This is a genomic window from Burkholderia sp. JKS000303 (assembly GCF_002563755.1).
GTDB lineage: Bacteria > Pseudomonadota > Gammaproteobacteria > Burkholderiales > Burkholderiaceae > Burkholderia > Burkholderia anthina_B.
Genome location: NZ_PDBZ01000001.1, coordinates 4,174,011 through 4,199,510, shown reverse-complemented (window position 1 = coordinate 4,199,510; position 25,500 = coordinate 4,174,011). Strand labels below are relative to the sequence as shown.

Here is a 25,500-nt window from a genome sequence, read left to right as displayed (position 1 = left end):
AATGGGCACGCTATGTCGACTTCACGGGATATCGAATCGTTGTTCAATCGTTTTGGCGGTGATGCCGGACGCTATCACGAAGTACGTGCCGAAGCGGATGCCGAGAAGGCGCGTGTGCGTTGGCCCTTGCTCGGCGGTGTCGAGTTGCGCGAGAGCGAACCACATGGGCAGCCGGATCCGGGATCGTCGGAAAACGGGCAGAGCCCGGGCAATATCGTGATGACGGACACACCCGTGGCGGTGATGCCGGACGCCGACAACCGGGATCAAACCGTGTGCCTGTTGAAGAAACTGGTCGGAGGGCCGGCGACAACCGACAGTCAGGGCCCGCAAGGTTCTTCGGATCCGCTGGTTCGGATGTTCGAGCGGCTGCGCACCGAGGAGAGGGGCGAACGGCCGAAGATGCCATCGGCGTGGACGAGCCGCTCATGAAGATCGTCGCGATCGCTTCGGCAAAGGGCGGCGTCGGAAAGACGACGCTGGCAGCGAATCTCGCCGCCGTCATGGCCGCGTCGCGGCGGCGGCGCGTGAGCGTGGTGGATCTCGATCCGCAGAACGCGCTGAAGCTGCATTTTTGCGTGCCGCTTGAGATGAAGGAAGGGATTGCCGACGCCGCGCTGAACGGACTGAGCTGGCCGGCCATGGTCATCGACGGGATGACGGTCATGCCGTTCGGCGTGTTGAGCGAAGCGGATCAGCGTCGCTTCGAGCGACTGCTGGACCGCGATCCGTTGTGGCTCGCGCGGGGGCTCGCGGCGCTCGGGCTCGGCGACGACGACATCGTGATCGTCGATACGCCGCCGGGCTCCTCGGTTTACATGCGCGCCGCCCTGACGACTGCGCATTTCGTGCTCAATGTCGTGCTTGCCGACGCGGCATCGTACGCGTCGATCCCGCAGATGCGGCGGATGCTCGACGCCTACGCCATGACCCGCGCGGATTTCGTGGGCGACGGCTATGTGGTCAATCAGGTCGACCAGTCACGCGAGCTGGGCCGCGATGTGCTGCGGGTGTTGTACGACAGTCTCGGGGCGACACGGTTCGGTGGCGTGATTCACACGGATGAAGCGGTCGCGGAATCTCTCGCGTGCCGAACGACCGTGAGCCGCTACGACCCGCGTTCGCAGGCGGCTGCCGATTTGAATGCGTGCTGTGCATGGCTCGAGCGGGCGCTCGAGCGGCGTGACACCACGCGGAGCGTCGCTTGAGCGCCGGCGGGGATGTCTCGCAGCCGTCGGCGGTCGATCGGTTCGTCGATGCGTTGCCCGGAAGCAGTTGGTTCGTTACGCTGCCGGTGGCGGTATGCGCGCTGCTGGCGCTGTATTTCGTGTGTACGGTGCCGCTCGACAATGTCGGGCAACTCGTGTTTGCGACATGCTGCATCGCCTGTTCGTTGGTGGTCCGGCGCCTGGACGGCCGCTACGCGACGCTCGTCATGATCGTGCTGTCGGTGGCGGCCACCGGCCGGTACATGTACTGGAGACTGTCCGAGACGCTGGTGTGGCTGCATCCGCTCGACGCGGTGTGGGGCACGTTGCTCGTGGTGGCCGAAGTCTATGCGGCGGCGGTGCTGCTGCTCGGCTACTTCCAGACCGCGTGGCCGCTCGGGCGCAAGCCGCTTCCGTTGCCCGCGTCGCGCGCGCATTGGCCGAGCGTCGATGTGTTCATCCCGACGTACAACGAACCGTTGAGCGTCGTCAAACCGACCATCTATGCCGCGCTCGCGCTGGATTACCCGGCCGACAAGCTGTCGATCCACGTGCTGGACGACGGACGTCGCCCGGAATTCCGCGCGTTTTGCGAATCAGTGGGGGTGCGCTGGACGACCCGCGATCACAATCGCCATGCGAAGGCCGGTAACCTCAACGAAGCGTTGACGATCACCGACGGGGATTACATTGCGATCTTCGATTGCGACCATGTGCCGACCCGTTCGTTCCTGCAGATTGGTCTCGGCTGGTTCATTCAGGATCCGAAGCTGTCCATGCTCCAGACGCCGCATCATTTCTTTTCGCCGGATCCGTTCGAGCGAAACCTCGGCATTTTCAGGGAAGTACCGAACGAAGGCGAATTGTTCTACGGGCTCGTGCAGGACGGCAACGATCTCTGGAACGCGACGTTTTTTTGCGGATCGTGTGCACTGCTGCGCCGCTCGATGGTGGAAGAGATCGGCGGTATCGCGACGGAGACCGTCACCGAGGACGCGCATACCGCCCTCAAGCTGCATCGCCGCGGCTATACGACTGCGTATCTTGCGATACCGCAGGCGGCGGGGCTCGCCACCGAGAACCTGACCGGACACATCGGTCAGCGGATCCGCTGGGCACGCGGCATGACGCAGATCTTTCGCGTCGACAACCCGTTGTTCGGGCGCGGACTGACGGTGAGCCAGCGGCTGTGCTATCTGAACGCGATGATGCATTTTTTCTACGGCATCCCGCGGCTCGTGTTCCTGACTGCACCGTTGTCGTTCCTGTTCTTCAACGCGCACGTGATCCATGCTTCCGCGACGATGCTTGCGCTCTACGCGTTGCCGCACGTCGTGCATGCGACCGCGACGAACTCACGGATGCAGAGCCGGTTCCGGCATTCGTTCTGGGCGGAAGTGTACGAGGCCGTTCTTGCGTCGTACATCGCGTTGCCGACGTTGCTCGCGCTGATCAATCCGCGGCTGGGCAAGTTCAACGTGACGGCCAAGGGCGGGAAAATCGACCGCGGCTACTTCGATTGGGCCGTTTCGAAACCGTACCTGAGCCTGGTAATCCTGAACGTGCTGGGCGTCGCGATGGGTGTCCTGAACCTGTCGCTCAATCGCCATGTCGGCAGCGAAGTCCACACGACGGCGTTCAACCTGGCGTGGACGACCTACAACATCCTGATTCTGGGTCTCGCTGTCGCAGCGGCGAACGAACGCCGGCAGGTACGCGTTTCTCATCGCGTCGCAGCGCGGATTCCGGTCATGCTGCGCTTCGCCAATGGCCGGACGCTGGCATGCGAAACGCGTGACTACTCGGAGGGTGGCATTGGCCTGGTGGTCCCCGACGATGCGCGCATCGCGAGCGGCGAAGCGGTCTCGGTTTCGCTGTTTCGCGGCGTCGACGAATGCGCGTTTCCCGGGGTGATCGAATATGTCGAACCGGGACGTGTCGGCATCCGGTTCGAGAGCCTGTCGCAACAGCAGGAGTTCGATCTCGTTAGTTTGACCTTTGCCCGCGCGGACGCATGGGTCGACTGGACGGACGGCCGCCGGCCCGATTCGCCGCCTCGTGCGTTCCTGCATCTTGCTAAGGTCGGCGTGCGTGGTGTTCTTCGGGTGAGCGCGCGCCTGTACGCGGACATGCGTACGCTCGGCCGCGGCGATCGAAACAACGACAAAAAATAAAATGAAGGTGGAAAGGATGACCTGGGCGTCGCGACAGCGCGGCAGCACGCGCCGCAAGGCGTGCAATTCGCAAGGCGCGGCCGCCGCAGTTTCTGCTCGTGTCGGCTGGTATGCGCGTGTGTCGCGCGGGATGCTGTCGATCGTATTCTTGGCAATGGCAGGCGGCATCGCATCGGGCAACGGTGCATCGGCCGCCGAGATGCAGGCGCATGGTGCGGCCCGGGCGGCGGATGGCGCGATGTCGTCGGGCGACGTTGCTCCGCCATCGCCGGCCATACCCGTCGGGCCCGCCACGGCGCGGCCGCCGCTGCTCGCCGAGCCCGTTCCGGCGGCTGGCGTCGAGCGCCGTCGCTCCGGCGCGGTGCCGACCACGGCCGAGCCCGGTACGCTCGTGCCCGGCGGCCGGCGCCAGGTACTGACGTTCGCGGATCTCGGCGCGCGCGACCCGCTGCAGTTGCGGGGCACGGACGGCCAGAACGGCATTGCGTTCTCGGTTCGCCGCGACGAGGTCGTCACGGGCGCGACACTGCACCTGATCTACAGCTACTCGCCCGCGCTGCTGCCGGACCTGTCGCAGCTCAAGGTGCTCGTCAACGGCGAAGTGGCGGCGACGCTGCCATTGCCGGCCGATCAGGCCGGGATGACGGTTGCTCGCGACGTGTTGATCGATCCGCGCTTCGTTACCGAATACAACCATCTCAATGTCCAGCTGATCGGTCATTACACGAATGGTTGCGAGAATCCGGCCAGCTCTTCGCTTTGGGCGACGGTGAGCAATGCCAGCCGGCTCGACCTGACCTATGCGGCGCTGCCTGACCGGCCGGAGCTTGGCGTCTTGCCTGCGCCGTTCTTCGATTCCCGGGACGTACGGCGGCTCGAACTGCCGTTCGTATTCTCCGCGCGACCGCCGCGGGAGACGCTGGAAGCGGCGGGGGTCGTCGCCTCGTGGTTCGGCGCGCTGGCCGCCTATCGCGGCGCGCGGTTTCCGGCCACGCCCGGCGGCCTGCCCGAATCGGGCAATGCCGTGGTGTTCGCGACGGCCGGCGATCGTCTGGACGGGGTGACGCTGCCGTCGATCGACGGACCGACGCTCGCCATCGCGGAGCGGCCGGCGCCCGCCCATGGCCGGCTATTGCTGGTGCTCGGCCGAACGCCGGGAGAAGTGAAGGTTGCCGCGCTTGCACTCGCGCTCGGCAGCAAGACGCTTGCGGGTACGCACGCCACGGTGAGCCGACTCGCGAACGTTGCGCCGCGCGTGCCGTATGACGCGCCTGCCTGGCTGTCGTCGGCCCGCCCGGTGCGGATCGGTGAACTGGTCGAGGGACGCGCGCTCAGCGTGTCCGGATACGACGCGGGCTCCGTTCGGATCGACCTGCGCGTGGCCCCCGACCTGTTCACGTGGAATACGCGCGGCGCGCCGATCGACCTGCGTTATCGCTACACGCCGACGCTGCGCGCAGACCAGTCGTCGCTCAACCTGAGCGTCGGCGATACGTTCGTGAAGGCGCTGCCTATCCCGTCGCGGGGATCGTCCCGCTGGAGCCTGGATCGCTACCTGCCATTCGTCGCCAGCGGTATCGACCGCGCGACGCTGCACGTGCCGCCGTTGCTGCTCACGCCGCGCACGCAATTGCAGTTGCACTTCTTCTACGAGATACCGGACAAGGGCGAATGCACGGGGCGGCCGCTGCAGAACGTCGCGGGTTCGATCGATCCGGACTCGACGATCGACGTGTCGTCGTTTCCGCATTACAAGGCGTTGCCCGACCTCGCCGCGTTCGCAAACAGCGGATTTCCGTTCACGCGGATGGCAGACCTGTCGGACACGGCCGTCGTGCTTCCGGCCGAACCATCCGCGGACGTCTACGGGCTTTACCTGCTCGCGATGGGTCGCATGGGTGCGTCGACGGGCTATCCGGTGAGCGGGGTAACGGTGACGGACGCCGGTGGTATCGGCGCGTTTGCGTCCAAGGACCTGCTGATTCTTGGTGCGCCGGATACACAGCCTCTGCTGACCCGCTGGGCGGCGCGCATGCCGTTCGACACGGATCGCGACGGCGGCATCATCGGCCGGGCCGGGCGAGAGCGCGTGCGAGCCGGCCTCTCGATTGTCTCGGACGGCGCGAGCGCGCTGATGGTGGGCTTCGAGTCGCCGTTGCGCAAGACGCGCAGCGCCGTCGCGTTGATCAGCGCGACCGGGCATGCGGACGAGGTGCTCGGCCACGCGCTACTCGACGACGACATGCTCACGTCGATCCAGGGGGCGATGGTCGTGATTCGTGATCGTTCCGTCTCGGTGACGTCGGACGAAACGTCGTACCACGTCGGCGCGTTGCCGCCGATCACGTACCTGCGCTGGATCCTGTCGACCCGTCCGCTGCTGCTTGCGCTGTTCAGTGTGCTGGCCGCGATCGCGGCGGCGGCGATCTTCTACCGTTTGCTGCGTGCGCGGGCGGCGCGCCGGCTGAAGGAGTGACATGCGAGACCGACGGTTACGCGGGCTTGGTGCTCGCGCGGGTGGTGTCGCGAGTCTTTTGTTCGCGCTTGCGCTGCCGCACGCGGCCAGCGCCGGCAGCGATCCGCTGAAAGTGCTCGTCGATCAGGGGCGATACTGGCAGGCGCACGGTCGAGGCGATCTCGCGGCACAGGCCTGGAACAAGGTGCTGGGTGTCGATCCGGATCAGCCCGACGCGCTGTTCGGCATGGGCATGGTGCTCGCCGATCGCAAAGACGTCGACGGTGCGCGCCGCTATCTGGAGCAGTTGCGCCGTATCGCGCCCGGCTTTGCGCGGATCGACGAGCTTGGCCGGCGCCTGGGCGACGTGAGCGCGCGGGACGGCGAGATCAGCGAGGCCCGGCGGCTCGCGCAGATAGGGCAGAGCGCGCAGGCCGCGCAGCAGTATCAGCACGCGCTGCAAGGCGCGCCGTCGTCACCGGCATTGCAGCTCGAGTACTTTCAGGCGCTCGCGTCCACGCCGAGCGGATGGGGCGAAGCGCGGCGTGGCCTGGAACGTCTCGCCCGCGACAACCCCGACGATCCGCGCTACGCGCTCGCGTATGCGCAACACCTGACCTATCGCGACGCGACGCGCCGCGACGGCATCGCACGGCTCGAGCAGTTGTCCGCCGACGAGAAAGTCGGGAAAGAAGCGCGCCAGAGCTGGCGCCAGGCGCTGCTCTGGCTGGCGGCAAGGCCGTCGGATCAGGCGCGTTATCTCGCGTACCTGAAGGCGGTGCCCGACGATCCGCCGGTCAAGGCACGCTACGACAGCATGGTGCGACAGGATCAAGCCGGTCGCGGGCACGAACAGCAAGATGTGTCGAACGAAGCCCGCGGCCGTGCGATCGAGGATGGCTTTGCGGCACTCGATCATGGCGATCTTGATGCGGCGCGGGCCCGCTTCGATGCCGTGCTCGGCAAATTGCCGAACGACAGCGATGCGCTGGGCGGTCGCGGTATCGTCGAGCTGAAGCAGGAGCGCTTTGCGCAGGCTCGAAGCGATCTGGAGCGTGCGTCGCGAGGCGGAAATGCGGCGCGCTGGCGTGCTGCGCTGGACAGTGCGACGTACTGGTCCTACACGAGCGAGGCGCTGGGCGCGCAAAGCAACGGCGACTTCGGGCGGGCGAAAGCGCTGTTCGAGCGCGCGATTCTCGCTGATCCGTCGAACGCCACCGCGCAGGTGCTGCTCGGCGACGCGCTGCTGGAGAATCGCGATGCGCGTGGCGCGGAGCAGGCGTACCGGATGGCGTTGCGGCGTCAATCCGACAATCCTGACGCGATACGCGGCCTGGTCGGCGCGCTTGCCGCTCAGGGACGCGGCGACGAAGCGTTGCAGTTCGCGACGCAACTGAGCGCCGAGCAGCAATCGAAGGCCGGCGGCCTCGACCGGCTGCGTCGTACGGCCGAGGCGGCGCAGGCGCGGCAGGCCGAAGCGCGGGGCGACCTGGGCGCGGCGCGCAGCTTGTTCGAGGATGCGCTCGCGGGCAGTCCGGACGATCCGTGGCTGCGGCTGGATCTGGCACGCGTGTATGTGCGGCAAGGTGCGATCGCGTCAGCACGCAGCGTGATGGACGGATTGCTGGCCGAGCGGCCCGACATGCCCGACGCGCTCTATGCCGGTGCGCTGCTTGCCGAGCAGACGCAGGACTGGAGCGTCGGGCTGCAGCGCCTCGAGCGCATCGCGCCCGCGCAACGCACGGCGGCGATGACTACGTTGCAACACCGTCTCTGGGTTGGCCAGCAGGTTGCGCTCGCGACGCGGATGGCGCGCGAGGGCCGGCGCGCACAGGCGCTCGGCGTGCTGCACGACGCGGAGGGAATCGGCCTGTCGATGCCGGCGCTCGCGGCACAGCTGTCGGCGGGCTATGTGCAAGCCGGCGACATGTCGCGTGCGCTCTGGATCGTGCAACATGCGCTCGCCCGGGAACCGGACAACGCCGGCGTGCTGCTGCAATACGCGCGGATTCTGCTGACCGTCCGCAACGATGCGCTTCTGGGCGACACGATGCGCCGGCTCGCCGCAATGCCACTCTCGCCCGCGCAGCGCAGCGACGTCGAACGCCTGAACCTCGAGATCGTCGTGCGTCGAGCCGATGCGGTACGTCAGGACGGCGACCTTGCCGGTGGTTACGCCGTCATCGCGCCCTGGCTGGCCGCGATGCCCGAAAGTCCGGAGCTCCAGGCCGCGCTCGCGAGGCTGTATACGTCGGCGGGCGACGCGCCGAACGCGCTGAAATGCTATCGGGTCGCGTTGGCCCGCCAGCCCGACGATACGGGATTGCTGGCTGCGGCGATCTATGCGGCGAGCAGCGCGAAGGCATGGCGCGACGGCGAAGCGTTCGCAGCCGCCGCGCTGCGCATTGCGCCCGATGACGCTGGGCTGCTTGCCGCGACGGGCCGTCTGTACCGCGCGGAGGGGAATCTTTCGCTCGCCGCAAAGTATCTGCAGCGTGCACTGTTGGCCGCCAATACGCCGCCCCCGAGCAGCAAGCCGGCGCGGTCGAATGTTCCGCGTGGCTGGGAAGACGCGATGCAGCGCATCGGCGCGAACCCGCTGCCCGGAACCAATCCGTTCGAAGGCAAGACCGCCGTCGATGTCGTGCGCCCGTCGACCGGCTCAGGCGCGGCACTTCCGCTGCCTGGCATGCCTTCGTGGTCCACCCCGTCTTCTTCTGCTCCTACCGTGCCCTATCCGACGATGCCGCCCGCACCGCCCGCGACCTACGTTACACCGTCCACCATGCCGGAAGCACGCACGGCGCCGACCGCCGTATCGCCGCGGGCAGCAATGAGCGATCCCGGCGGTTATGGCCAGGAGAGCGTTGGCGCGGGGGAGGCGGGGCGTGCCGCATCCGCACGGCGGTATCTGCCGTATCGAGAGCCTGCCGCTGGCGTACCGTCGGCTGGAGTGTCTGCCGAGTGCGTGTCGCCGGCCGATTCGGGCGACGGCTGTGTCGGCTACGTCGCCACGCCATGGCCGATGTCGCCGGCGTCGCGCGCCGCGGCGGCGAGCGCATCGCCGATGGCCTCCACGCCCCCCGCCAGAGCGAGCCGGACGCCGCGCGGTGGCGCAACGGTCCCCGTCGCGCGATCGTCCGTTCCTGCGCAGGCGTACGGGCAGCCCGATGCATCGTCTCGCTATATCCCGCAGCCACCGCCAGGCTATGCGAAAAGCACGGTTGCGGCCCGGTCGGGGCTGCCGGATGCGGGCACGGACGCCAGCGGACAGATGCTCGATGTCGCGTCGGAGCTTGCCCAGGTGAACCGCGAGCAGGCCAGCGCGGCGACCGGCGGCCTCGTGTTCCGGAACCGCACGGGCGAAGCGGGGCTATCGGGCCTCACCGATATCGAGGCGCCCCTGGAAGGGCGTATCAAGGCGGGTAACGGTCACGTCGTCGTGACGGCCACCCCGGTGATGCTCGACGGCGGAAGCTCGGGCACCGATGTGCCGACTCTTGCGCGTTTCGGCGCGGGGCTTGCGATGTCGGCTGGCGGAGGCTCGCCGGGTTCTCAAACGGCGAGCGGCGTCGGTCTCGCCGTCGGCTACGAAGGCAAGCAACTGAAGGTCGATATCGGCGCGACGCCGGTCGGGTTCCCGTACCAGGATGTGGTTGGCGGCGTGCGCTACAACGGCGCCATAACCGATCGCGCCGCGTACTCGCTGGCCGTCACGCGTCGCGCGGTGACCGACAGCCTGCTTTCGTTCGCCGGCGCGCGCGATGCGAGTGCCGGCCTCAAGTGGGGCGGCGTGACGCGCAGCGGCGCGCGCGGCGCGCTGAGCTGGGACGACGGCACCAGCGGCACGTATGTCGCGGGTGCGTTCGACTACTACGACGGCCATCACGTGGAGCGGAACTTCGCAGGCAAGGGGAGCGGTGGCGCCTATACGCGGCTGTTTCGCGACGCCGACCGTACGCTCACCGTGGGCGTCAATGCGACGTGGATGCGCTTCGGCAAGAACCAGTCGTATTTTACGTACGGCCAGGGCGGCTATTTCAGTCCGCAGCAGTATGTGATCCTGAACATCCCGGTCGAGTATGCGGGGCGAACGGGTGCGTTCGCCTACGATCTGAACGGTTCGTTCGGGGTGCAGCATTACCGGCAGAACGCGGTGCCGTATTTCCCGCTCGATTCCGGTATGCAGGCGCAAGCGGCGGCGAACGCAGCCGCCAGTCAAGCGGTGGGGCTCGACTCGGGAGCCGTATATCCCGCACGCAGCAAGACCGGCATCGCCTATTCACTCGCCGCGCGCGGCGAATACCAGGTGGCCCCGCAGCTCGCCGTCGGCGGGACTGCATCGTTCGGCAATGCGTATCAGTATCGCGAGTGGACGGCAGCCGTCTACCTTCGCTACAGCTTCACGCCGCAAGGCGGCATGCCGCCGTTCCCGCCGCGCGCGTTCACGTCGCCGTATCTCGCGGAAGCCGACTGACCAAAGTACGGTGTCGCTTTTTCGATAAAGCGACACCGTCGCCATCGGTCGATGAAATCATAGTGAGCCGGCTCGATGCGATGCGCGAACATTGCGTTCGCCATCCGGAAACACCCGGCGAACGTCGTGTCGTCCGCCGGGTGCACCATTCGTCACGGAAATCGCATAGTGGCGCGGGGCCAGGCGCCGAACGATGTTCCGCCCGACGCCCGACATCCCGTCACCGCTTGCTCAGCTGCCCTGCAGCCGGATATCGCGCGACGACGCACCGACATACACCGTCCCGCCCGGCACGACCTTCCAGCCGTTGCGCGACGTGTCCCACACGCTCTGCATCCGCGGCGACACGGTCACGTGCACGTGCCGCGCCTCGCCCGGATTCAGCCGGAGCTTGTCCCAGCCGACCAGCCGCTTCGGCGGTTCATCCTTGTACGGCACGCCGAGATAGACCTGTGGCGTTTCCGCGCCGGCGACACGGCCGTCATTGCGCACGGTAAACGCGACGCTCAGCGAGCCGTCCCGTTGCCGCGACACCGACAGCCCCGAATACGCGAAGTGCGTGTACGACAGCCCGTAGCCGAATTCGAACATCGGCTTGAGGTTGTGCGCGTCGTACCAGCGATACCCCATGTCGAGCTTCTCCGCGTAGACGGGATCGTTCTCGAACGTGCCGTTTTGCCCCCACGTCGGCGTATCCTGGTCGCGCGCCGGGAACGTGACGGGCAGCTTGCCGGACGGATTGACCGCGCCGAACAGCACGTTCGCGATCGCCTTGCCGCCGGCTTCGCCCGGATACCACGCGTCGACGATCGCCGATACGTTGTCCTTCCACGGCATCAACACCGGATTGCCGCTTTCGACGACGACGACCGTGTGCGGGTTCGCACGCGCCACGGCTTCGACGAGTGCATCCTGGTTCGACGGATTCGCGAGGCTCAGGCTCTGCAGGTCGCCGAAATCCTCGCCGGCCGGCTGCGCGACCACGACGATCGCGACGTCCGAGCGGCCCGCCAGCGCCGCTGCCTGGTCGATCTCCTGCTGCGTGTACGCGCGGAACGGCGACTGCTGATCGCTGTTGCCGGCGAACGTGACTTGTGCTGCCGGTGCGAGCGCGCGGATCGCCGCGACGATCGGCACGTCGACCTTGAGCCATGGATTGCGCCACCAGCTGCAGCCCGTCGACGATCCGAACGTGAGACCGCCGCAGCCCGCGAACGAACCGGTGACCGGATCGCGCGTATTGCCCGAGCCGCCGCCGGACAGCACGGCCGCATCGGCATGACCGCCGATCACCGCGATGCGCGACAGCGCCGACGCCGCGAGCGGCAACTGGTTGCCGTCGTTCTTCAGCAGCACGATCGACTGCTCGGCGACGCCCTGCGCGAACCGGTTCGCGGCCGCGAAATCGATCGTGCCGCCGCCCTTGGCCGGATCGTCCATCACGCCGACGCGGATCATCACGGCCAGCTTGCGACGCACCATGTCGTCGAGGCGGGCAGTCGACACCGAGCCGTTCGCAATTGCCTGCTTGACGGCGGCCGGCGTCAGGTAGACGGTCGGGCCGACGTCCTCTTCCTCGTCGAGTCCCGCGTTGATCGCGGCGGCGGTGCTGTGCGTCGCCCCCCAGTCGGACTGCACCTGGCCCTGGAAGCCCCAGTCGTTCTTCAGCACGTCGTTGAGCAGGTGAGGGTTCTCGCAGGCATACGCGCCGTTCAGGCGGTTGTAGCTGCACATCACGCTGCCGGGCTGCCCGCGCTTCGCGGCGATCTCGAACGGCAGCAGGTAGAGCTCGCGCAGCGTGCGTTCGTCGATCTGGCTGTTACCGCCCATCCGGCCATGCTCCTGCTCGTTGCCCGCGTAGTGCTTGATGGTCGCGATGACTTTCTGCCGCTGCGTGCCGAGCGTGCGTTCGGCGAGCAGGTCGCCGGCGAGCAGCGGATCCTCGCCGAGATACTCGAACAGCCGGCCGCCGCGCGGCTCGCGCGCGAGGTTGGTGCCGCCGCCCAGGCCCATGCCGAACCCTTGCGCGCGCAACTGGATCGCGATCTGCTTGCCGTAGTCGTACGACAGCCGGCGATCCCAGCTCGCGGCCACCGCGATCGTCGCCGGGAAGGTCGTGCTCGCGAGCGACGTGCTGCCGGAGCCGGTCGACGAGTCGGCCATGTTCAGGTCGGGAATGCCGAGCCGCGGCACGCCCTGTATATAGCCGGCGCCACCGCCCGGCACTTGAGACATTTCGTATTGCGAATGGATGAACTGAAGCTTCTCGTCGAGCGTCATCTTGCGCACGAGCAGGTCGGCGCGACGCTGCGCGGCGGACGACGCGAACGCGTCGGCGGCATCGCCCTGTGAATTGAAATCGGCGTTGCCCGCATAGACGCTGGTGCAGAGGGTTGCCGCCAGCACGGCGGCCGGCCAGAGTGTGTCCCGCATGTTGCTCTCCATGATCGTATTGCCGGTTGTTCGAATGGTGTCTGGAGCTGCGCTGGTCCGATGGATTCGCATCGAACGCATTCGGCTGGCGATGCAGGGTGGTTGCGCGTCGGCATGCCAGGCCAGGCGGGGAATCGTGACGGCCGGTTGGGCCCGATCGAACCATGCGGACGGCGACGCGGACCGTCCGACACTGCCGAATCGGATGTAGCGATTCTCTGCAGTGACTAATCGTATGAATGTAGTCTGACTACAGCATCGGTGTTTCTACTGATACGTACGATCTTTATTCGACGGGGTGGCGCGACGCGGGAAAAAACGCGGTCATCGTTCCCGATGGGTGTGCGCAGCAGAGTAAGAAGTACCTGCGTGCGAGCGTTCGGAGGAGGGTGGCGCGAGGAGCGGCCGGCAACGGGCAAGCGCATCCGCATGCCGCGCTCGTTGCGCGCGCATCGAATGCGGGCAGGCTGGACCCGGGCAGCCTGCCGGCGCTACGCGCGCCGTGCGGCGGGACTGCCGGGCAGCGGAATGCCGGCGCGATAGACGACGGTCGCGAGCGCGGCGGCGACCGTGGCTTCGGCCAGCAGCACGGCGGCCGCCGCGCCCAGTTCGGCGAAGTACTTGGCGAGCACCGGCACCAGCACGATGTTCACGACGCCGGACGACATCAGGATGCGCGTGAACGCGGACTTCATTCCGAGCGGCAGCATCGTCTGCACGCCGAACAGGTCGGTCATGCCGGCCATGAACGGGATGAACGCCATCCAGCGCAGCACCTGGACCGTCGGTTCGTACGACGGGCCGTACAGGATGCGCACGGCGAGCGGCGCACCGAAGAAGATCGCGAGCGAGATGCCGAGCACCATCACGACCTGCACGACGAACAGCTTGCGCAGGAACGAGAACGCGTCGTTGCGCGCGTGCCGCATCAGATAGTTGATGCGCGGATAGGTGGCGGCCTTCAGCGGCTGAAGCATGCTGAGCGCCGCGCGGATCAGCTTGTCGCCGGCGGCGAAATAGCCGGCCGCGACGTTGCCCGACACGAAACCGAGCAGCACGGTGTTGGTCGACGCGTAGAACGCGATCGACGTCGAGGCGAGAAACACCTGCCAGCCGCCCTTCAACGATTCGGCGATGTCGTCGAAGCCGACGCGAACGAAGTCGATTTCCCGATGGAAAAACAGGTAGAGGGCCAGCGCGAGCGCGGACAGCGTCGGCACCGCGGCGTTGACGATCATCGCCCGGTCGATGTCGGCCGGGCTGTGCACGAGCGCGAACATCGCGGGCAGGCTCAGGATGCGGCCGACGAACAGGATCACGCTCAGCGCGCGCAGCTTCTCCATCCCCTGGAAATACCAGCCGGGCGTGAGCGCGCCGCCGGCCACCATGCCGAAACCGATCAGCAGCAGGTCGCGATCGTCGCCGAAGCGCCGGACCACGAGCGTCAGCACGACCAGCACGATGAAACAGAGCGTCGCGATGCCGATCTGCGCGTACAGCGTCGCCCAGAAGATGCGCGAGCGTTCGGTGCGGTTGTCGCGGGCGAGCGCGATGCGCGGCGTGGCGGTCAGGTCGAAGCTGTAGCTCGTGCAGTTGGTGAGATACGCGATGACGGCAAGCGAGAACGCGAGCTGCCCGTAGCCTTCCGGACCCAGCGCGTGCGTGAGCAGCGGCGCGATCAGCAGCGGCACCGCATACATCGAAATCTGCAGCGTCAGCAGCAGCAGGAAGTTCTTCTTGAGGTTTGACATTCGCTCGGTCGGCGCCGTGGGGGTCGCATGGCGGCGGATCGGGGCCGCCGTGCGCTCGCGCGGCCGGCCGGCCTGACGCGGCTGCGTGGGTTCGCGGCCCGCGCCGGCGGGCGCCGGTTGTCGTCCGGCGATGCCGGGCACGGCCACATCGTCTGGCGGCCATGATACGGGCCGCCGGATGCGCCTTTGTTCGCGAGCCTACCGTTCGTCGATTCCGCCTACGCGCGCGGAGGCAATCCCGGTCGCCAATACGTCGTTGTGTCGCGAGAGTGGGGAATGCATTTGTAAGCTGGCGCACGGAAGCCCGCTCGGGCCGAATGATCTAATCAACGCACCGTTTTCGTTCATGACGGAACGCGTGCACGGCGACGTGCTACAGCCGGCACGCAACACAAGACGCTTCCGCACGGCATGAGCAGGACGGCGAGCGCATGAAGCAGGGCAGGCGGGCCGCGCAGGGGCGCGGCGGCTATCCGTCGTCGTGCTGCCGTGCGTTCGTCCGGCAGTCGCATGAGCGGCGGTGTCGCCCATTTCGATGGAGCCGGAGCGCGTACGCGTATCCGATAACAAATACCGATCCGAGGAGTACCGATTGAAGCCGATAACGTTCGGCAGCTGCGTAGGGTGGCTGCACGAGGGACAGACGAGACAAGGCGTGATCCTGTGCGAATCGCTGGGTCACGAGGCTGCGTGGACGCACAAGCTGATGCGGGCGATGGCGGAGCGTCTGGCTCGCGAGGGCGTCACGGTGATGCGATTCAACTATCCGTGTGCCGGCGACTCGGCGGGCGACGACCGCGATGCGGGCCGGCATGCCGCCACCCTCGACAGCATTCACGATGCGATCGACCTGTTGCGCGACGAAGTCGGCGTGACCGGGCTTACGCTCGTCGGCGTCCGCGCGGGCGCGCTGTTCGCGATGCTGGCCGCCGCGGGTGTCGGCCCGCGCCCGCCGCCGCGCGTCGACGGGCTGGTCGCGCTGTCGCCGGTCGTGCGCGGCCGCGCCTACCTGCGCGAGCTGTCGTTCGTGCATCGCCAGTGGCTCGACACCACGTCGCCCGCGATTCGTGCCGCGCACCGCGACGAACCGTGCATGAACGTGCTCGGTCATCGCTTCCCGAACGATCTGGTCGACGCGCTGAAGGCGGTCGATCTGTGCGACGTGGTGCGCGATGCGCCGACGCTGCCCGGCGCGATGCTGCTGATCCAGCCCGAGCAGGGCGACGGGCCGGCATTGCACGACGCGCTGCTCGCGCGCGGCGTGAACGTGACGAGCGAACCGTTTCGCGAGTGGCCGACGACGATGCTCGACGGCACCCGCTCGCGCCTGCCGCTGACCGCGATCGACACGGTCGTGAGCTGGATCGTCGAACGCTCGCTGAGCACGCCGGCTGCCGACGCCGCGCGCGCGGACGCGGATCCGGCGTGGAACGGCGAGTCGGCCGTCGCGCTCGACATGAACGACATGACCGAGCAGGTCGTCGCGGTCGGCCCGGACCGGCTGGTCGGCGTGCTGTGCCGTCCCGCCGACACGCGGCCGGCTGAGCCGGTCGGCCCGGCGGTCGTGATCGCGAACACGTCGACGAATCCGCGTACCGGCGAAGGACGTTTCAGCGTGCGCCTCGCCCGCACGCTCGCGCGCGTCGGCGTGACGACGCTGCGGATCGACGTGCACGGCGTCGGCGACAGCGGGCGCGTTGCGCTGGACGATCAGTCGGGCGTCGTGTACTCGACGCAATCGGTCGACGACGTGGCCGCCGCCGCGGACTGGCTTCGCGCACTCGGTTATCCGGAGGTCATCGCGACGGGCATCTGTTCCGGTGCCTACGCGGCGCTGCATGCGGCGGTGAAGACGCCGTCGCTTGGCGGCGTGATCGCGGTCAATCTTGCCCGCTTCGTATGGCCGGCGGGGCTCTCGCTCGAGGCAGTGCAGAAGCAGCGGAACAACTCCGTGCGTGGTTACTGGCTGTCGGTACGCGACTGGCGGAAGTGGAAACGATTCGTGCTGGAGCGGCGCGACCTGCGACCGATCGTGCGCGCGGTGGCTGCGAATGCGGTCGCGCGCGTCAGCGTGCCGGTGATGGAGATCGCGGCGCGCGTCGGCTGGAAGCCGCGCATCGACACGCCGCGCGGCGTGATGCGCGAGCTCGCGCAGCGCAACGTGTGGACGATGCTCGTGTATGGCGCGCTGGATCCCGGCATCGACGACGTCCGGCGTCACTTCGGCGCGATCGAGCACGCATTCCGGCGCTCACGCCACGTGCGCCTGCACCTGGATGCGCAGGTCGACCACGCGGTGTACGGCGCGGTAGGCACGGACGTCGTGATCGATCAGTGCGTGCAGGCGCTGGCGCGCGAGTCGGACTGGCCAGTCGCGCGGGTTGCCGACCAGGCCGCGCCGGACGCGGCCGGGCAGTCGTACGCAGGGGTGTCGGTCGGCCGGCCGTGATGTCGGGGGCGATCCCGATCCCGATTTCGACGGAGATGGGCGTTCGGTGGGGTCGCTCACAAACGTGCGAGTCGGGGTGGTGTCCAATCCGGTATGGATGCACGTGCGGTCATGCGAGGGCATGACCGCCACGGGCGTCAGTCCGGATCGCCGGGTTGCTCGTACGGGGATTTCGCGTAGGGCGATGCGTACAACGTGTCGTTGCGCCATGCGTCGCCGGCCGGTGTGCTTGCCGCTTGCGTGCGGTGCGGTCGGTCCGCCGCGAGCGGTCGACGCAGTGGGCTGCGAGGGCGAGATTCGGGTTGTGCCGCGGCGCGGGCCGCGGGAAGCGGTAACGCGAAGCCGGGCGCCGCGACATCGGATGCCGGTGTGTCGGACTCCGCAGCAGCACCGGGCGCGGCGGTTTGCGCCGACCGTTGCAGCACGAGCGGCGCGGGCAGCGCAGACGATGCGGAGACCGGCGCGTCGGCCGGCGCGGCGGGCGGCGTCTGCGCAGTGGCGGCACCGGCAAGGCAGGCCGACACGATGCAGACGAGCGACGAAAGCGGCGAAGGACTGTTCATGACGAATCGTACGGAATGACGTGCGGTGAAAAGGGAGGCGCGGCACTGCAATGCGAGCCGCGCTGCCAAGCGTAATGCGGGAGCCGGTCGGGTTCGGCGGGTTACCGCACAGTTTCGGAAGGGCACGAATGTCAACCACCACGAAAAAGAGATCGACGCACGGGACGCGGCGGCCGCAGCCGGCCGTCATCCGTCGCGCGCCGTGGCTGTCGCGGATGGCGATCATCGCGGCTGCGTGCGCATTGAGTGCGTGCGCGTTGTCGCCGGGCATGACGTATCGGGAGCCGGCCGAACGCGATGCGAATGCGCGCGTCAGCGCCGACGCATCGGGCGCCGGCGGCCTCGACGGCGTGCAGAACGTGTCGAGCCAGGATCTCATCGAGATCACGCCGGCACTCGTCGCGCAGCAACATGGCGCGCCGCAGGGCGTCAACGCCGATGCGGAAATCCGCCAGCTGTTCGGCAAGCCGCATCCGTACACGATCGGCCCCGGCGACGTGCTCGGCATCGTCGTGTGGGATCACCCGGAACTGAACCTGCCCACGACGCAGATGACGGGCGGCGGTGCGGGCGGCGATGGCGTCGGCGCCAGCTCGGTCGCGACGGGCTACACGGTCGACGCAAACGGCAACGTGCAGTTCGCGTATGCCGGCCTCGTGCACGTGGCCGGGCTCACCGAGGCACAGGCGAGTGCGCTGGTGACGCGACGGCTCGGCGAATACGTGCGCAAGCCGCAGCTCTCGCTGCGCGTGCAGGCCTACCGCAGCAAGCGTGTGTATCTCGACGGCGAAGTGCGTTCGCCGGGGCTGCAGATCGTCAACGACCTGCCGATGACGCTGCCCGAGGCGATCGACCGCGCGGGCGGTTTCACCGCGACGGCGGACCGCTCGCAGGTGTCGGTGACGCGCGGCGACAAGACCGTGAACGTGAGCCTGCCGGCCTTGATCGCCGCGGGCGTGAACCCGTCCAACATCCTGCTGCGCGACGGCGACCTCGTGCGCGTGCGCGCGGCGAGCGAAGCGAAGGTGTTCGTGCTCGGCGAGGTGTCGCGTCCGGCGACGCTGACACTGACCGACGGCCGGATGAGCCTCGGCGAAGCGCTCGGCGACACCGGCGGCGTGAGCCAGTACACGTCGGACGCACGGCAGGTGTTCGTCGTGCGTCGCGGCCCGGGCAATCGCCCGCAGGTGTACCACCTCGACGGCAGCGCGCCGGCGTCGTTCGCGCTGGCCGACCAGTTCCCGCTCGAGCGGCGCGACGTCGTGTTCGTCGATTCGTCGTCGCTGGTGCGCTGGAGCCGTGTCGTCAACCTGCTGATTCCGTCGTCCGCGCAAGGCGCGCTGACGGCCAAGGCGATTTCGCCGTGACCTTCGCGGCGAATTCGTGATCGCGACCGCGCGTCGCGCCCTACGGGACTGATGCTGTATGACTTCTACGACCTTGCCCGACCCGTTCGACGGGTCCGCCTTGCGCCCGTCCTCCCCGGTTCGCCGCTACTGGCGCATGCTGTACGGCAGCCGGCGGCTGATCCTCTGCACGGCACTCGCCGGCGCGGTCATCGGCGCCGTGTATGCGCTGTGCGCGGCGCCGGTCTACCGGTCCGACATCCTGTTCCAGGTCGAACAGAGTCCGACCGATTCGAAACCGACGGCGCCGACCGGCGATCCGTCGTCGGTGTTCGACCTGAAGACCGACGCATCGACGGAAATCGAGGTGCTGAAATCCCGCGCGGTGATGGCGCGCGCGGTCGACAGTACCAACCTGCCCGTCAACGTCCGGCCGCACTACCTGCCGATCGTCGGCTGGCGGCTCGTGAGCGGGGCCGACGGGTTGTCGTCGCCGCTGCCGGGCGGGTACGTCTATGGCACCGAGCGCATCGACGTGCCGACCTTCGACGTATCGAAGCGATTGCTCGACAAGCGCTTCGCGCTGACGCTCGGCGATGACGGCGCGTATACGCTGCAGCGCACCGGCTTCTTCGGCAGGACGGGGCCGGTGTGGCAGGGCCGGGTCGGCCAGCCGCTGCACGTCGAAACGCCGCAGGGGACGATCGACCTGTTCGTGCGCGACGTGGCGGGCAAGCCCGGTGCGCGTTTCGACATGACGCGCTACGGCGACGAAGAAGCGACGACGTGGCTGCAGAAGAACGCGCTGATCTCCGAGCGCGGCAAGCAGTCGAACATGATCGGCGTGACGCTCGACGGCACCGATCCCGTGCACGACAGCCGCGTGCTGAATGCGATCGGCGATGCCTACCTCGCGCAGAACACGCAGCGCAAGTCGGAAGCGGCCGACAAGCTGATCCGTTTCATGGATGCCCAGTTGCCGCAGTTGAAGGCACAACTCGAAACGGCCGAAAGCCGCTTCAACGCATACCGTGCGTCGCACGGCACGGTCAATACGAGCGACGAGGCGCTGGCGTTGCGCCAGCAGTCGGTCGACATCGAGACGCGCGTGCAGACGCTGCAGCAGCGCCGCGAGGAATTGCTGACGCGCTTCATGCCGAAGCATCCGGCGGTCGAGGCGGTGGACGCGCAGCTCGCCGACGCACAGCGTTCGCTCGACGCGACGCGCAAGCAGATCCAGCAGTTGCCGACCGTCGAGCAGGGCGTGCTGCAGTTGCAGCGCGACGTAGCCGTCGATACCGCGCTGTACACGAACCTGCTCAACACGCGCCAGCAGATGATCCTGGCCCGGGCGAGCAAGACCGGGACCGTGCGGATCGTCGACGTCGCGAAGGTGGCGGAGGTGCCGATCGGGCCGCATCGCGCGATGATCGTCGTCGCGTCGCTGATCGTCGGCCTGCTGGCAGGCGCCGCGATCGTGGTCGCGCGCCAGCGCCTCGCCGGCACGGTGGGCGACGCGGACGAAATCGAATGGTCGACCGGCTTGCCCGTGTTCGCGACGGTGCCGCACAGCCCGGCGCACGCGCAACTCGGTGCGCGCGCCAAGAGTGGTGTGAGCAGTAGTGCGAGTGGCACACGCACGCCGGTGCCGGCCGTCGCGGCGCAGGACGTCGCGCTGGAAAGCCTGCGCCATTTCCGCACCGAGCTGCAATTGTCGATGCGCGACGCGCCGAACGCGGTCGTGCTGATCTCGGGGCCGACGACGGGCGTCGGCAAGTCGTTCGTTGCCGCCAACCTTGCATCGTTGATGGGGGCGGCGCGCCGACGGACGTTGCTGATCGACGCGGACCTGCGCAAGGGATCGCTGCACGACCGGTTCCGCTACAGCCGCGCACCGGGCCTGTCGGACGTGGTGGCCGGCACGCATGGCATCGACGAGGCGATCCGGCACGGCGTGACGCCCGGCCTGGATTTCCTGCCGATGGGCAGCGTCGTTCCGGATCCGGGCGAACTGCTGCTGCAGCCGTCGTTCGCGGAGCTGGTCGGGCACGCGGCGTCGCAATACGACATGGTCGTGATCGACGGGCCGCCGCTGCTGCCGGTTGCCGATGCGCTGCTGCTCGGGCGTCTGGCGGGCACCGTGTTCCTCGTCGCGCGCAGCGACGTGACGACGGCGACGGAGCTCGACGAAAGCGCACGACGGCTCGAGCAGGCGCATATCGCCGTGCGCGGCGTGATCCTGAACGACTTCAAGGGCGTGCCGGGGCGGTACGACTACGGGTACAACGACGCGAGCACGCATCAGGCGATGTCGGGCTATGCCGATGCGATGGCGGCGCGACCGCCGGCGCGCTGAGCGGCGCATGCGTCGCTCCGGCGCCTTCGCGCGATCCGCGCATCGAAACGATGGAACGGGCATCATGAACGATCGACCGGCCGCCGGCGTGCGCATGCAACGACGACAGCCCGGGCCGGCCCGCCGGGCCGCGGCGGCGCGCGCCGTGCGTGCGACCGGGTACCAGGCTTACTGGTGGGAGGATCCCGCGCGGCTCGTGCTGATCTTCATCCTGCCGTTGTACGGGATGCTGTCGCTCGGTCTGCTGGGCGACCAGAAGTCGATCGCGCGCATCTATTTCGACGGCTATTACGCGATCGTCGGTGCGCTGTTCCTGCTGGTGCTGATGGCGACCGCGTGGTTTGCGTCCAACGACGCACAGGTCCCGCGCGGGCCGGCCGACGAGCCAGTCGAACTGTCGCCGCGCGTGCTCGATTTCGTGTTCGCGCTCGCGCTGTTCGGCTACCTCGTCATGATGAGCGGGATTCTCGCGCATCCGGCCATCCTGGTGTCGTATCTGCGCGGCACGGCCAACACGTTCGAACTGATCGAACTGAAAGGGCGCGTGACGGGCCTGAGCACGTTCACGCAGGCGACCGCGCCGTTCGTCGCGCTCTATTTCTACGTGTTCAGGACGCCGGTCAAGGGGCTGAACCGCTACAAGATCTATCTGGCGGTGCTCACCGTGCTGACGCTGCTGCGCAGTTTCATCTTCGCGGAACGGCTCGCGATCATCGAAGTGGTGTTGCCGTTCGCGCTGATGGTGGTGCGGTTTCGCTTCGGCCGCTCGGGCCCGCTCTCGCGGCTGCTGACGCTCGGGCCGTATGCGGCAATTCCGCTGCTGCTCGGGCTGTTCATCGCGAACGAATACAGCCGGTCGTGGGAAACCTACTACGTCAATATCTACGACAACATCTTCGATTTCGCGCTCGAGCGCCTGGGCCTGTATTACTCGACCTCGCTGAACAACGGCGCGGGGATCCTGAGCGTGCTCGGCTGGGGCGGCGGACATCCGATGTTCACGTTCGACTGGCTGTTGCGCTTCCCCGTGATCGGCTCGATGGTCCAGCCGTGGCTCGATTCGGGCGACCGGCTCGATCTGTTCCTGAACAGCTATGCCGATCCCGAGTTCAACAACCCGTCGGGGATCTTCGTCCACTTCTACGAGTGGGGCTGGTTCGGCTTGCTGAATGCGGCGTTTGCGGGATGGGCGTTCGGCCGCGGCTATGCAGGCTGGCGCAGTGGCAACGGATTCTGGTGTTGCGCCCATGCGGTGCTCTACGTGTCGCTTCTGGAGATACTGCGGATTCCGAATCTGTTCAGCGGGCGGAATTTCGTGCCGGTCGTGCTGCTGATCGTCATATTCCAGTGGTTCGCGAAGCGGGCGCGGCCCGCTGTACCGGCGCGTACGCGTGTCGCTGTGGTGCGGGCCGATTCCGAGATCGTCTGACCGGATTGCGCACGGGCGTCGCAGGCCCGACGGGACGCGCTGAGCGGCCCGCGCGACGGCGCTCAACGGGCGGCGGCGCCTCGCCCGGGCTGCACGCGCACCCGGGCGAGCGGATTGGCGAGATAGCGGATTGCGCGGTCGCTGAGTGTCGTCGACGGCAGCAGGCACGCGAGCGACAGCCCGGCGACGGCGATTTTTTTCAGCGGACGCCAGAACGGATTACGCAGCACGGTGTGCCAGTAGCCGCCCGATTCGCACAGGAACCAGTGCCAGCGGCGCACGAACGGCGCGCGATAGAGCGTGCTCGCGAAGCGGGCCTTCTCGATCGCGAAGTCGAACGGCGCGATTGGCAGCGATTCGTGCAGCCGTGTGCCGGCGAGCGTGCGCAGCGTGGTCCAGCGACGTCGCGCCTTCAGCGCGCCCGTGGCCGCGTCTTCCGAATTGGCCAGTGCCAGGCCGGACGCGCCCGGGTTCGCGTCGTCGGCCGTCGTGGCGGCGGGTCGATGCACGCGGTAACCCCCCAGCGTCGCATCGATCATGTGCACGTCGCCCAGCAGGGCGATGCCGTAGATCGCGTAGAAATCGGCGCCATGCAGGTTATCCGCCGTGACGGGCACCGGAAAGATGCGCTTGAGCGCGTCGGTCCGGTACGCATTGCCGGACGCCGGCGGCGACGGATACAGCCAGCCCTTGCGCAGCAGGCGTCCGCAATCCGTGTCGACGACCGATTGCGGCACGGTGGCGCCGGTCGGCACGCCGTCCGGCGCCACCACGTCGAGCCGGAAATGCACCTTCACGAAATTGCCGGATGCGAATGCGGCGAGTACGCGGGCGGCCGCATCCGCGTAAAGCAGGTCGTCCGCGTCGAGCAGCAGCACGTACGGCGTCATGACCTGCTCGATCGCGCGGTTGTACGCGGCGACCTGGCCGCCGTTCGTCTGGAAGATTGCCGTGACGCGCTCGCCGTACGAGCGGATGATGTCGCGCGAATCGTCGGTCGAGCCGTCATCGACCACCAGGACGTGGATGCCCGAGGCCGTTTGTCCAAGTGCGGAATCGATCGCGGTGCGCAGGTAGGCACCGTGGTTGTAGTTGCAGATGGCAATGGTCAGGTCGGTCATGAGCACCTTCGGGCTGGCTGGGTTCGGGCGATCCGGCTGCCGGCGGGGGCATGCGTGCGGGATCGCCAGGAAACGTGCGTGATATCGGCCGGCAGCGATTTGCCCTGCATGCAGGCGCGTGGCCCGATCGCCATCCGCATCGCGTCAGATGGCGGCTCATGATATGAGCGATGCAGCGCAGGCTCTGTTCGCGAACCTACCATTCGCGGATTCGCTTGCCTTACCCGGCGCAACAGCCCGCCGCGTTCGATGCAGGTCTGCTGGCGCACTGAAGCCGGCAGGATCGGATGCTCTAATCAGGTGCATCGTTTCGCTTGTTCCAACGAGGCCGTGAGCTGCCCAGGACAGGCGGACGTGATGGGGCTGCCGTCGAATTGCGCAACACGGGAATCGTGTCGGGGCGCGGCGGCCATCTTCAGATCCGGGGGAACGACTCGATATGCACAGATTGCGATGTCTGCCCGCTACGTGTGCGGTGCTGGTCGGCATGTTGGCGGCCGGCGGCGTGTCCTGGCCGGGAATTGCCGCGGCCGTGTCCGGAACGCCCGCACCGGCGGCACCTTCCGCGAACCTCCCCGACGCATACGTTCATCCCGCATCCGACGTGGCCGACCAGACCGACGCATTGCAGCGCGCACTCGATGCGCTGCAGCCGGGCCAGCGGCTCGTGTTCGCACCGGGGCGGTACACGGTCAGCCGTTCGCTGATCGTGCGACAGCCTCGCGTCATCGTATCCGGCTATGGCGCGAGGCTGAACGCCACCGTTGCGGACGACCAGACGATCGAGATGCGCGGCGACGGCACGACGATCCTCGGATTCCGGCTGACGGGAACCGGCACGACGCGCCTCACGACTCCCGAGTCGACGAAGATCGAGGTGACGGGGCGCGACGTGCAGGTGCTCGACAACGTGATCGACGGCGGCGCCAGCGGCGGCATCTTCGTGTTCGGCGCAACGGACGTCGTGATCGTCGGCAACGAGGTGATGTCGACGCTTGCCGATGGCATCCACATCACGCACGGCTCGCGCAACGTGCTCGTGCGCGGCAATGTCGTGCGCGGCACCGGCGACGACATGATCGCCGTGGTGAGCTATCGCCAGGACGGCGTGCCGAGCGGCAACGTGCTGATCACCGGCAACTCGCTGGAGGGCAACCCGTGGGGACGCGGCATCACGGTGGTCGGCGGCGAGAACGTCACCATTTCGAAGAACATCGTGCGCAACGTGCAGGTGAGCGCCGGGATTCTCGTCGCGCAGGAGGACAGCAGCCGGACTTTCGGCGCATCCGACGTCCGGGTCGAGAACAACGTGATTACGGACATCCAGACCGCGACGGGCCGGGTCGATCCGCGTCCGCTCACGCAGCAGGCCGCGATCGACGTCAGCACGTGGTCCGGTTCGGTCACGCGCGTGGCCGTGATCGGCAACCGCGTGTCGCACGCGCGATTCGACGGCATTCGCTTGTGGGGAAACGTGTCGGACGTCCGGCTCGAGCACAATCAGCTGTCGGAGATCGGCGGATTGCCGGTGCGCGTCGGTCCCGCGCCAGGTTGCGCGGCCGACCAGGCGAAAGGTGCACCGTGTGCGCCGGCGCGCCAGCCGCTGTCGATCGCGGCCGATGCGATCGGCGCGGATGCGTCGCTGCTGCCGCGTGTACGCGAATCGCTCAGGCGGCCGCAGTGGTCGCAACGCGGGGTCGACTGACCCGGTGCGTGACGGGCCGCGCGGCGGTATGCC

General features: G+C 67.7%; 14 protein-coding genes. 10 read left to right on the top strand and 4 right to left on the bottom strand.

Features of this window, described 5'->3' with window-relative positions; all coding sequences use genetic code 11:
- Positions 1–12: 12 nt before the first annotated feature.
- The 5 genes from bcsP to BX604_RS19670 are packed head-to-tail and all read left to right on the top strand — an operon-like array spanning position 13 to position 10,314.
- Positions 13–432 (top strand): cellulose biosynthesis protein BcsP, encoded by a 420-nt coding sequence (gene bcsP / locus BX604_RS19690; RefSeq protein ID WP_098552271.1) that lies wholly within the window; start codon positions 13–15, stop codon positions 430–432.
- On the top strand, positions 429–1,208 hold the full coding sequence (gene bcsQ, locus BX604_RS19685; RefSeq protein ID WP_098552971.1) for a cellulose biosynthesis protein BcsQ: 780 nt from the start codon (positions 429–431) through the stop codon (positions 1,206–1,208). The genes bcsP and bcsQ overlap by 4 nt, the downstream gene beginning before the upstream one ends.
- Positions 1,205–3,382 (top strand): UDP-forming cellulose synthase catalytic subunit, encoded by a 2,178-nt coding sequence (bcsA, locus tag BX604_RS19680; protein WP_098552270.1) that lies wholly within the window; start codon positions 1,205–1,207, stop codon positions 3,380–3,382. The genes bcsQ and bcsA overlap by 4 nt, the downstream gene beginning before the upstream one ends.
- A 16-nt stretch (positions 3,383–3,398) precedes the next feature.
- Entirely contained in the window at positions 3,399–5,858 is a 2,460-nt protein-coding gene (gene bcsB / locus BX604_RS19675; RefSeq protein WP_098552970.1) for a cellulose biosynthesis cyclic di-GMP-binding regulatory protein BcsB, read from the top strand.
- Between the two features lies 1 nt (position 5,859).
- Positions 5,860–10,314, top strand: coding sequence for a cellulose biosynthesis protein BcsC (locus BX604_RS19670; RefSeq protein WP_098552269.1), 4,455 nt, complete (start codon positions 5,860–5,862; stop codon positions 10,312–10,314).
- 231 nt (positions 10,315–10,545) lie between these two features.
- Here the strand turns inward: BX604_RS19670 and BX604_RS19665 are convergent, their stop codons facing one another.
- Together BX604_RS19665 and BX604_RS19660 are read right to left on the bottom strand one after the other, a co-directional pair.
- Positions 10,546–12,747, bottom strand: a complete 2,202-nt coding sequence (locus BX604_RS19665) for a glycoside hydrolase family 3 C-terminal domain-containing protein (protein ID WP_098552969.1) — start codon at positions 12,745–12,747, stop codon at positions 10,546–10,548.
- 491 nt (positions 12,748–13,238) lie between these two features.
- Positions 13,239–14,498, bottom strand: coding sequence for an oligosaccharide flippase family protein (locus BX604_RS19660; RefSeq protein ID WP_098552968.1), 1,260 nt, complete (start codon positions 14,496–14,498; stop codon positions 13,239–13,241).
- Positions 14,499–15,090: 592 nt separating this feature from the next.
- Here BX604_RS19660 and BX604_RS19655 point away from each other — a divergent pair.
- The gene (locus tag BX604_RS19655; protein ID WP_098552268.1) at positions 15,091–16,947 is read left to right on the top strand and encodes an alpha/beta hydrolase; all 1,857 of its coding nucleotides are present in this window, start codon (positions 15,091–15,093) and stop codon (positions 16,945–16,947) included.
- A 137-nt stretch (positions 16,948–17,084) separates the two neighbouring features.
- Here the strand turns inward: BX604_RS19655 and BX604_RS19650 are convergent, their stop codons facing one another.
- Positions 17,085–17,579: a hypothetical protein gene (locus BX604_RS19650; protein ID WP_257146361.1), complete on the bottom strand. Its 495-nt coding sequence runs from the start codon at positions 17,577–17,579 to the stop codon at positions 17,085–17,087.
- 59 nt (positions 17,580–17,638) lie between these two features.
- Between BX604_RS19650 and BX604_RS19645 the strand changes: the two genes are divergently transcribed.
- From BX604_RS19645 to BX604_RS19635, 3 genes are all read left to right on the top strand, one after another.
- Positions 17,639–18,877 carry a polysaccharide biosynthesis/export family protein gene (locus BX604_RS19645; RefSeq protein ID WP_098552266.1) on the top strand — a complete coding sequence of 413 codons (1,239 nt, stop codon included), beginning with the start codon at positions 17,639–17,641 and terminating at the stop codon, positions 18,875–18,877.
- Between the two features lie 58 nt (positions 18,878–18,935).
- The gene (locus BX604_RS19640; RefSeq protein ID WP_098552265.1) at positions 18,936–21,212 is read left to right on the top strand and encodes a polysaccharide biosynthesis tyrosine autokinase; all 2,277 of its coding nucleotides are present in this window, start codon (positions 18,936–18,938) and stop codon (positions 21,210–21,212) included.
- 64 nt (positions 21,213–21,276) lie between these two features.
- Positions 21,277–22,641, top strand: a complete 1,365-nt coding sequence (locus BX604_RS19635; RefSeq protein ID WP_257146360.1) for an oligosaccharide repeat unit polymerase — start codon at positions 21,277–21,279, stop codon at positions 22,639–22,641.
- A gap of 62 nt (positions 22,642–22,703) precedes the next feature.
- Here the strand turns inward: BX604_RS19635 and BX604_RS19630 are convergent, their stop codons facing one another.
- Positions 22,704–23,762, bottom strand: coding sequence for a glycosyltransferase family 2 protein (locus BX604_RS19630; protein WP_098552264.1), 1,059 nt, complete (start codon positions 23,760–23,762; stop codon positions 22,704–22,706).
- Between the two features lie 439 nt (positions 23,763–24,201).
- On the opposite strand from BX604_RS19630, the gene BX604_RS19625 reads away from it, so the two are divergent.
- Complete coding sequence (locus BX604_RS19625; protein ID WP_098552263.1) at positions 24,202–25,467, top strand: right-handed parallel beta-helix repeat-containing protein; 1,266 nt, start codon at positions 24,202–24,204, stop codon at positions 25,465–25,467.
- The last annotated feature ends 33 nt before the right edge of the window (positions 25,468–25,500 follow it).

What these genes read in the sequence shown, in the direction of transcription:
- bcsP (WP_098552271.1), top strand. Translation starts at nt 13, where the DNA reads ATGTCGACTTCACGGGATATCGAATCGTTGTTCAATCGTTTTGGCGGT.
- bcsQ (WP_098552971.1), top strand. Translation starts at nt 429, where the DNA reads ATGAAGATCGTCGCGATCGCTTCGGCAAAGGGCGGCGTCGGAAAGACG.
- bcsB (WP_098552970.1), top strand. Translation starts at nt 3,399, where the DNA reads ATGACCTGGGCGTCGCGACAGCGCGGCAGCACGCGCCGCAAGGCGTGC.
- BX604_RS19670 (WP_098552269.1), top strand. Translation starts at nt 5,860, where the DNA reads ATGCGAGACCGACGGTTACGCGGGCTTGGTGCTCGCGCGGGTGGTGTC.
- BX604_RS19665 (WP_098552969.1), bottom strand. Translation starts at nt 12,747, where the DNA reads ATGCGGGACACACTCTGGCCGGCCGCCGTGCTGGCGGCAACCCTCTGC.
- BX604_RS19660 (WP_098552968.1), bottom strand. Translation starts at nt 14,498, where the DNA reads ATGTCAAACCTCAAGAAGAACTTCCTGCTGCTGCTGACGCTGCAGATT.
- BX604_RS19645 (WP_098552266.1), top strand. Translation starts at nt 17,639, where the DNA reads ATGTCAACCACCACGAAAAAGAGATCGACGCACGGGACGCGGCGGCCG.
- BX604_RS19640 (WP_098552265.1), top strand. Translation starts at nt 18,936, where the DNA reads ATGACTTCTACGACCTTGCCCGACCCGTTCGACGGGTCCGCCTTGCGC.
- BX604_RS19635 (WP_257146360.1), top strand. Translation starts at nt 21,277, where the DNA reads ATGAACGATCGACCGGCCGCCGGCGTGCGCATGCAACGACGACAGCCC.
- BX604_RS19630 (WP_098552264.1), bottom strand. Translation starts at nt 23,762, where the DNA reads ATGACCGACCTGACCATTGCCATCTGCAACTACAACCACGGTGCCTAC.
- BX604_RS19625 (WP_098552263.1), top strand. Translation starts at nt 24,202, where the DNA reads ATGCACAGATTGCGATGTCTGCCCGCTACGTGTGCGGTGCTGGTCGGC.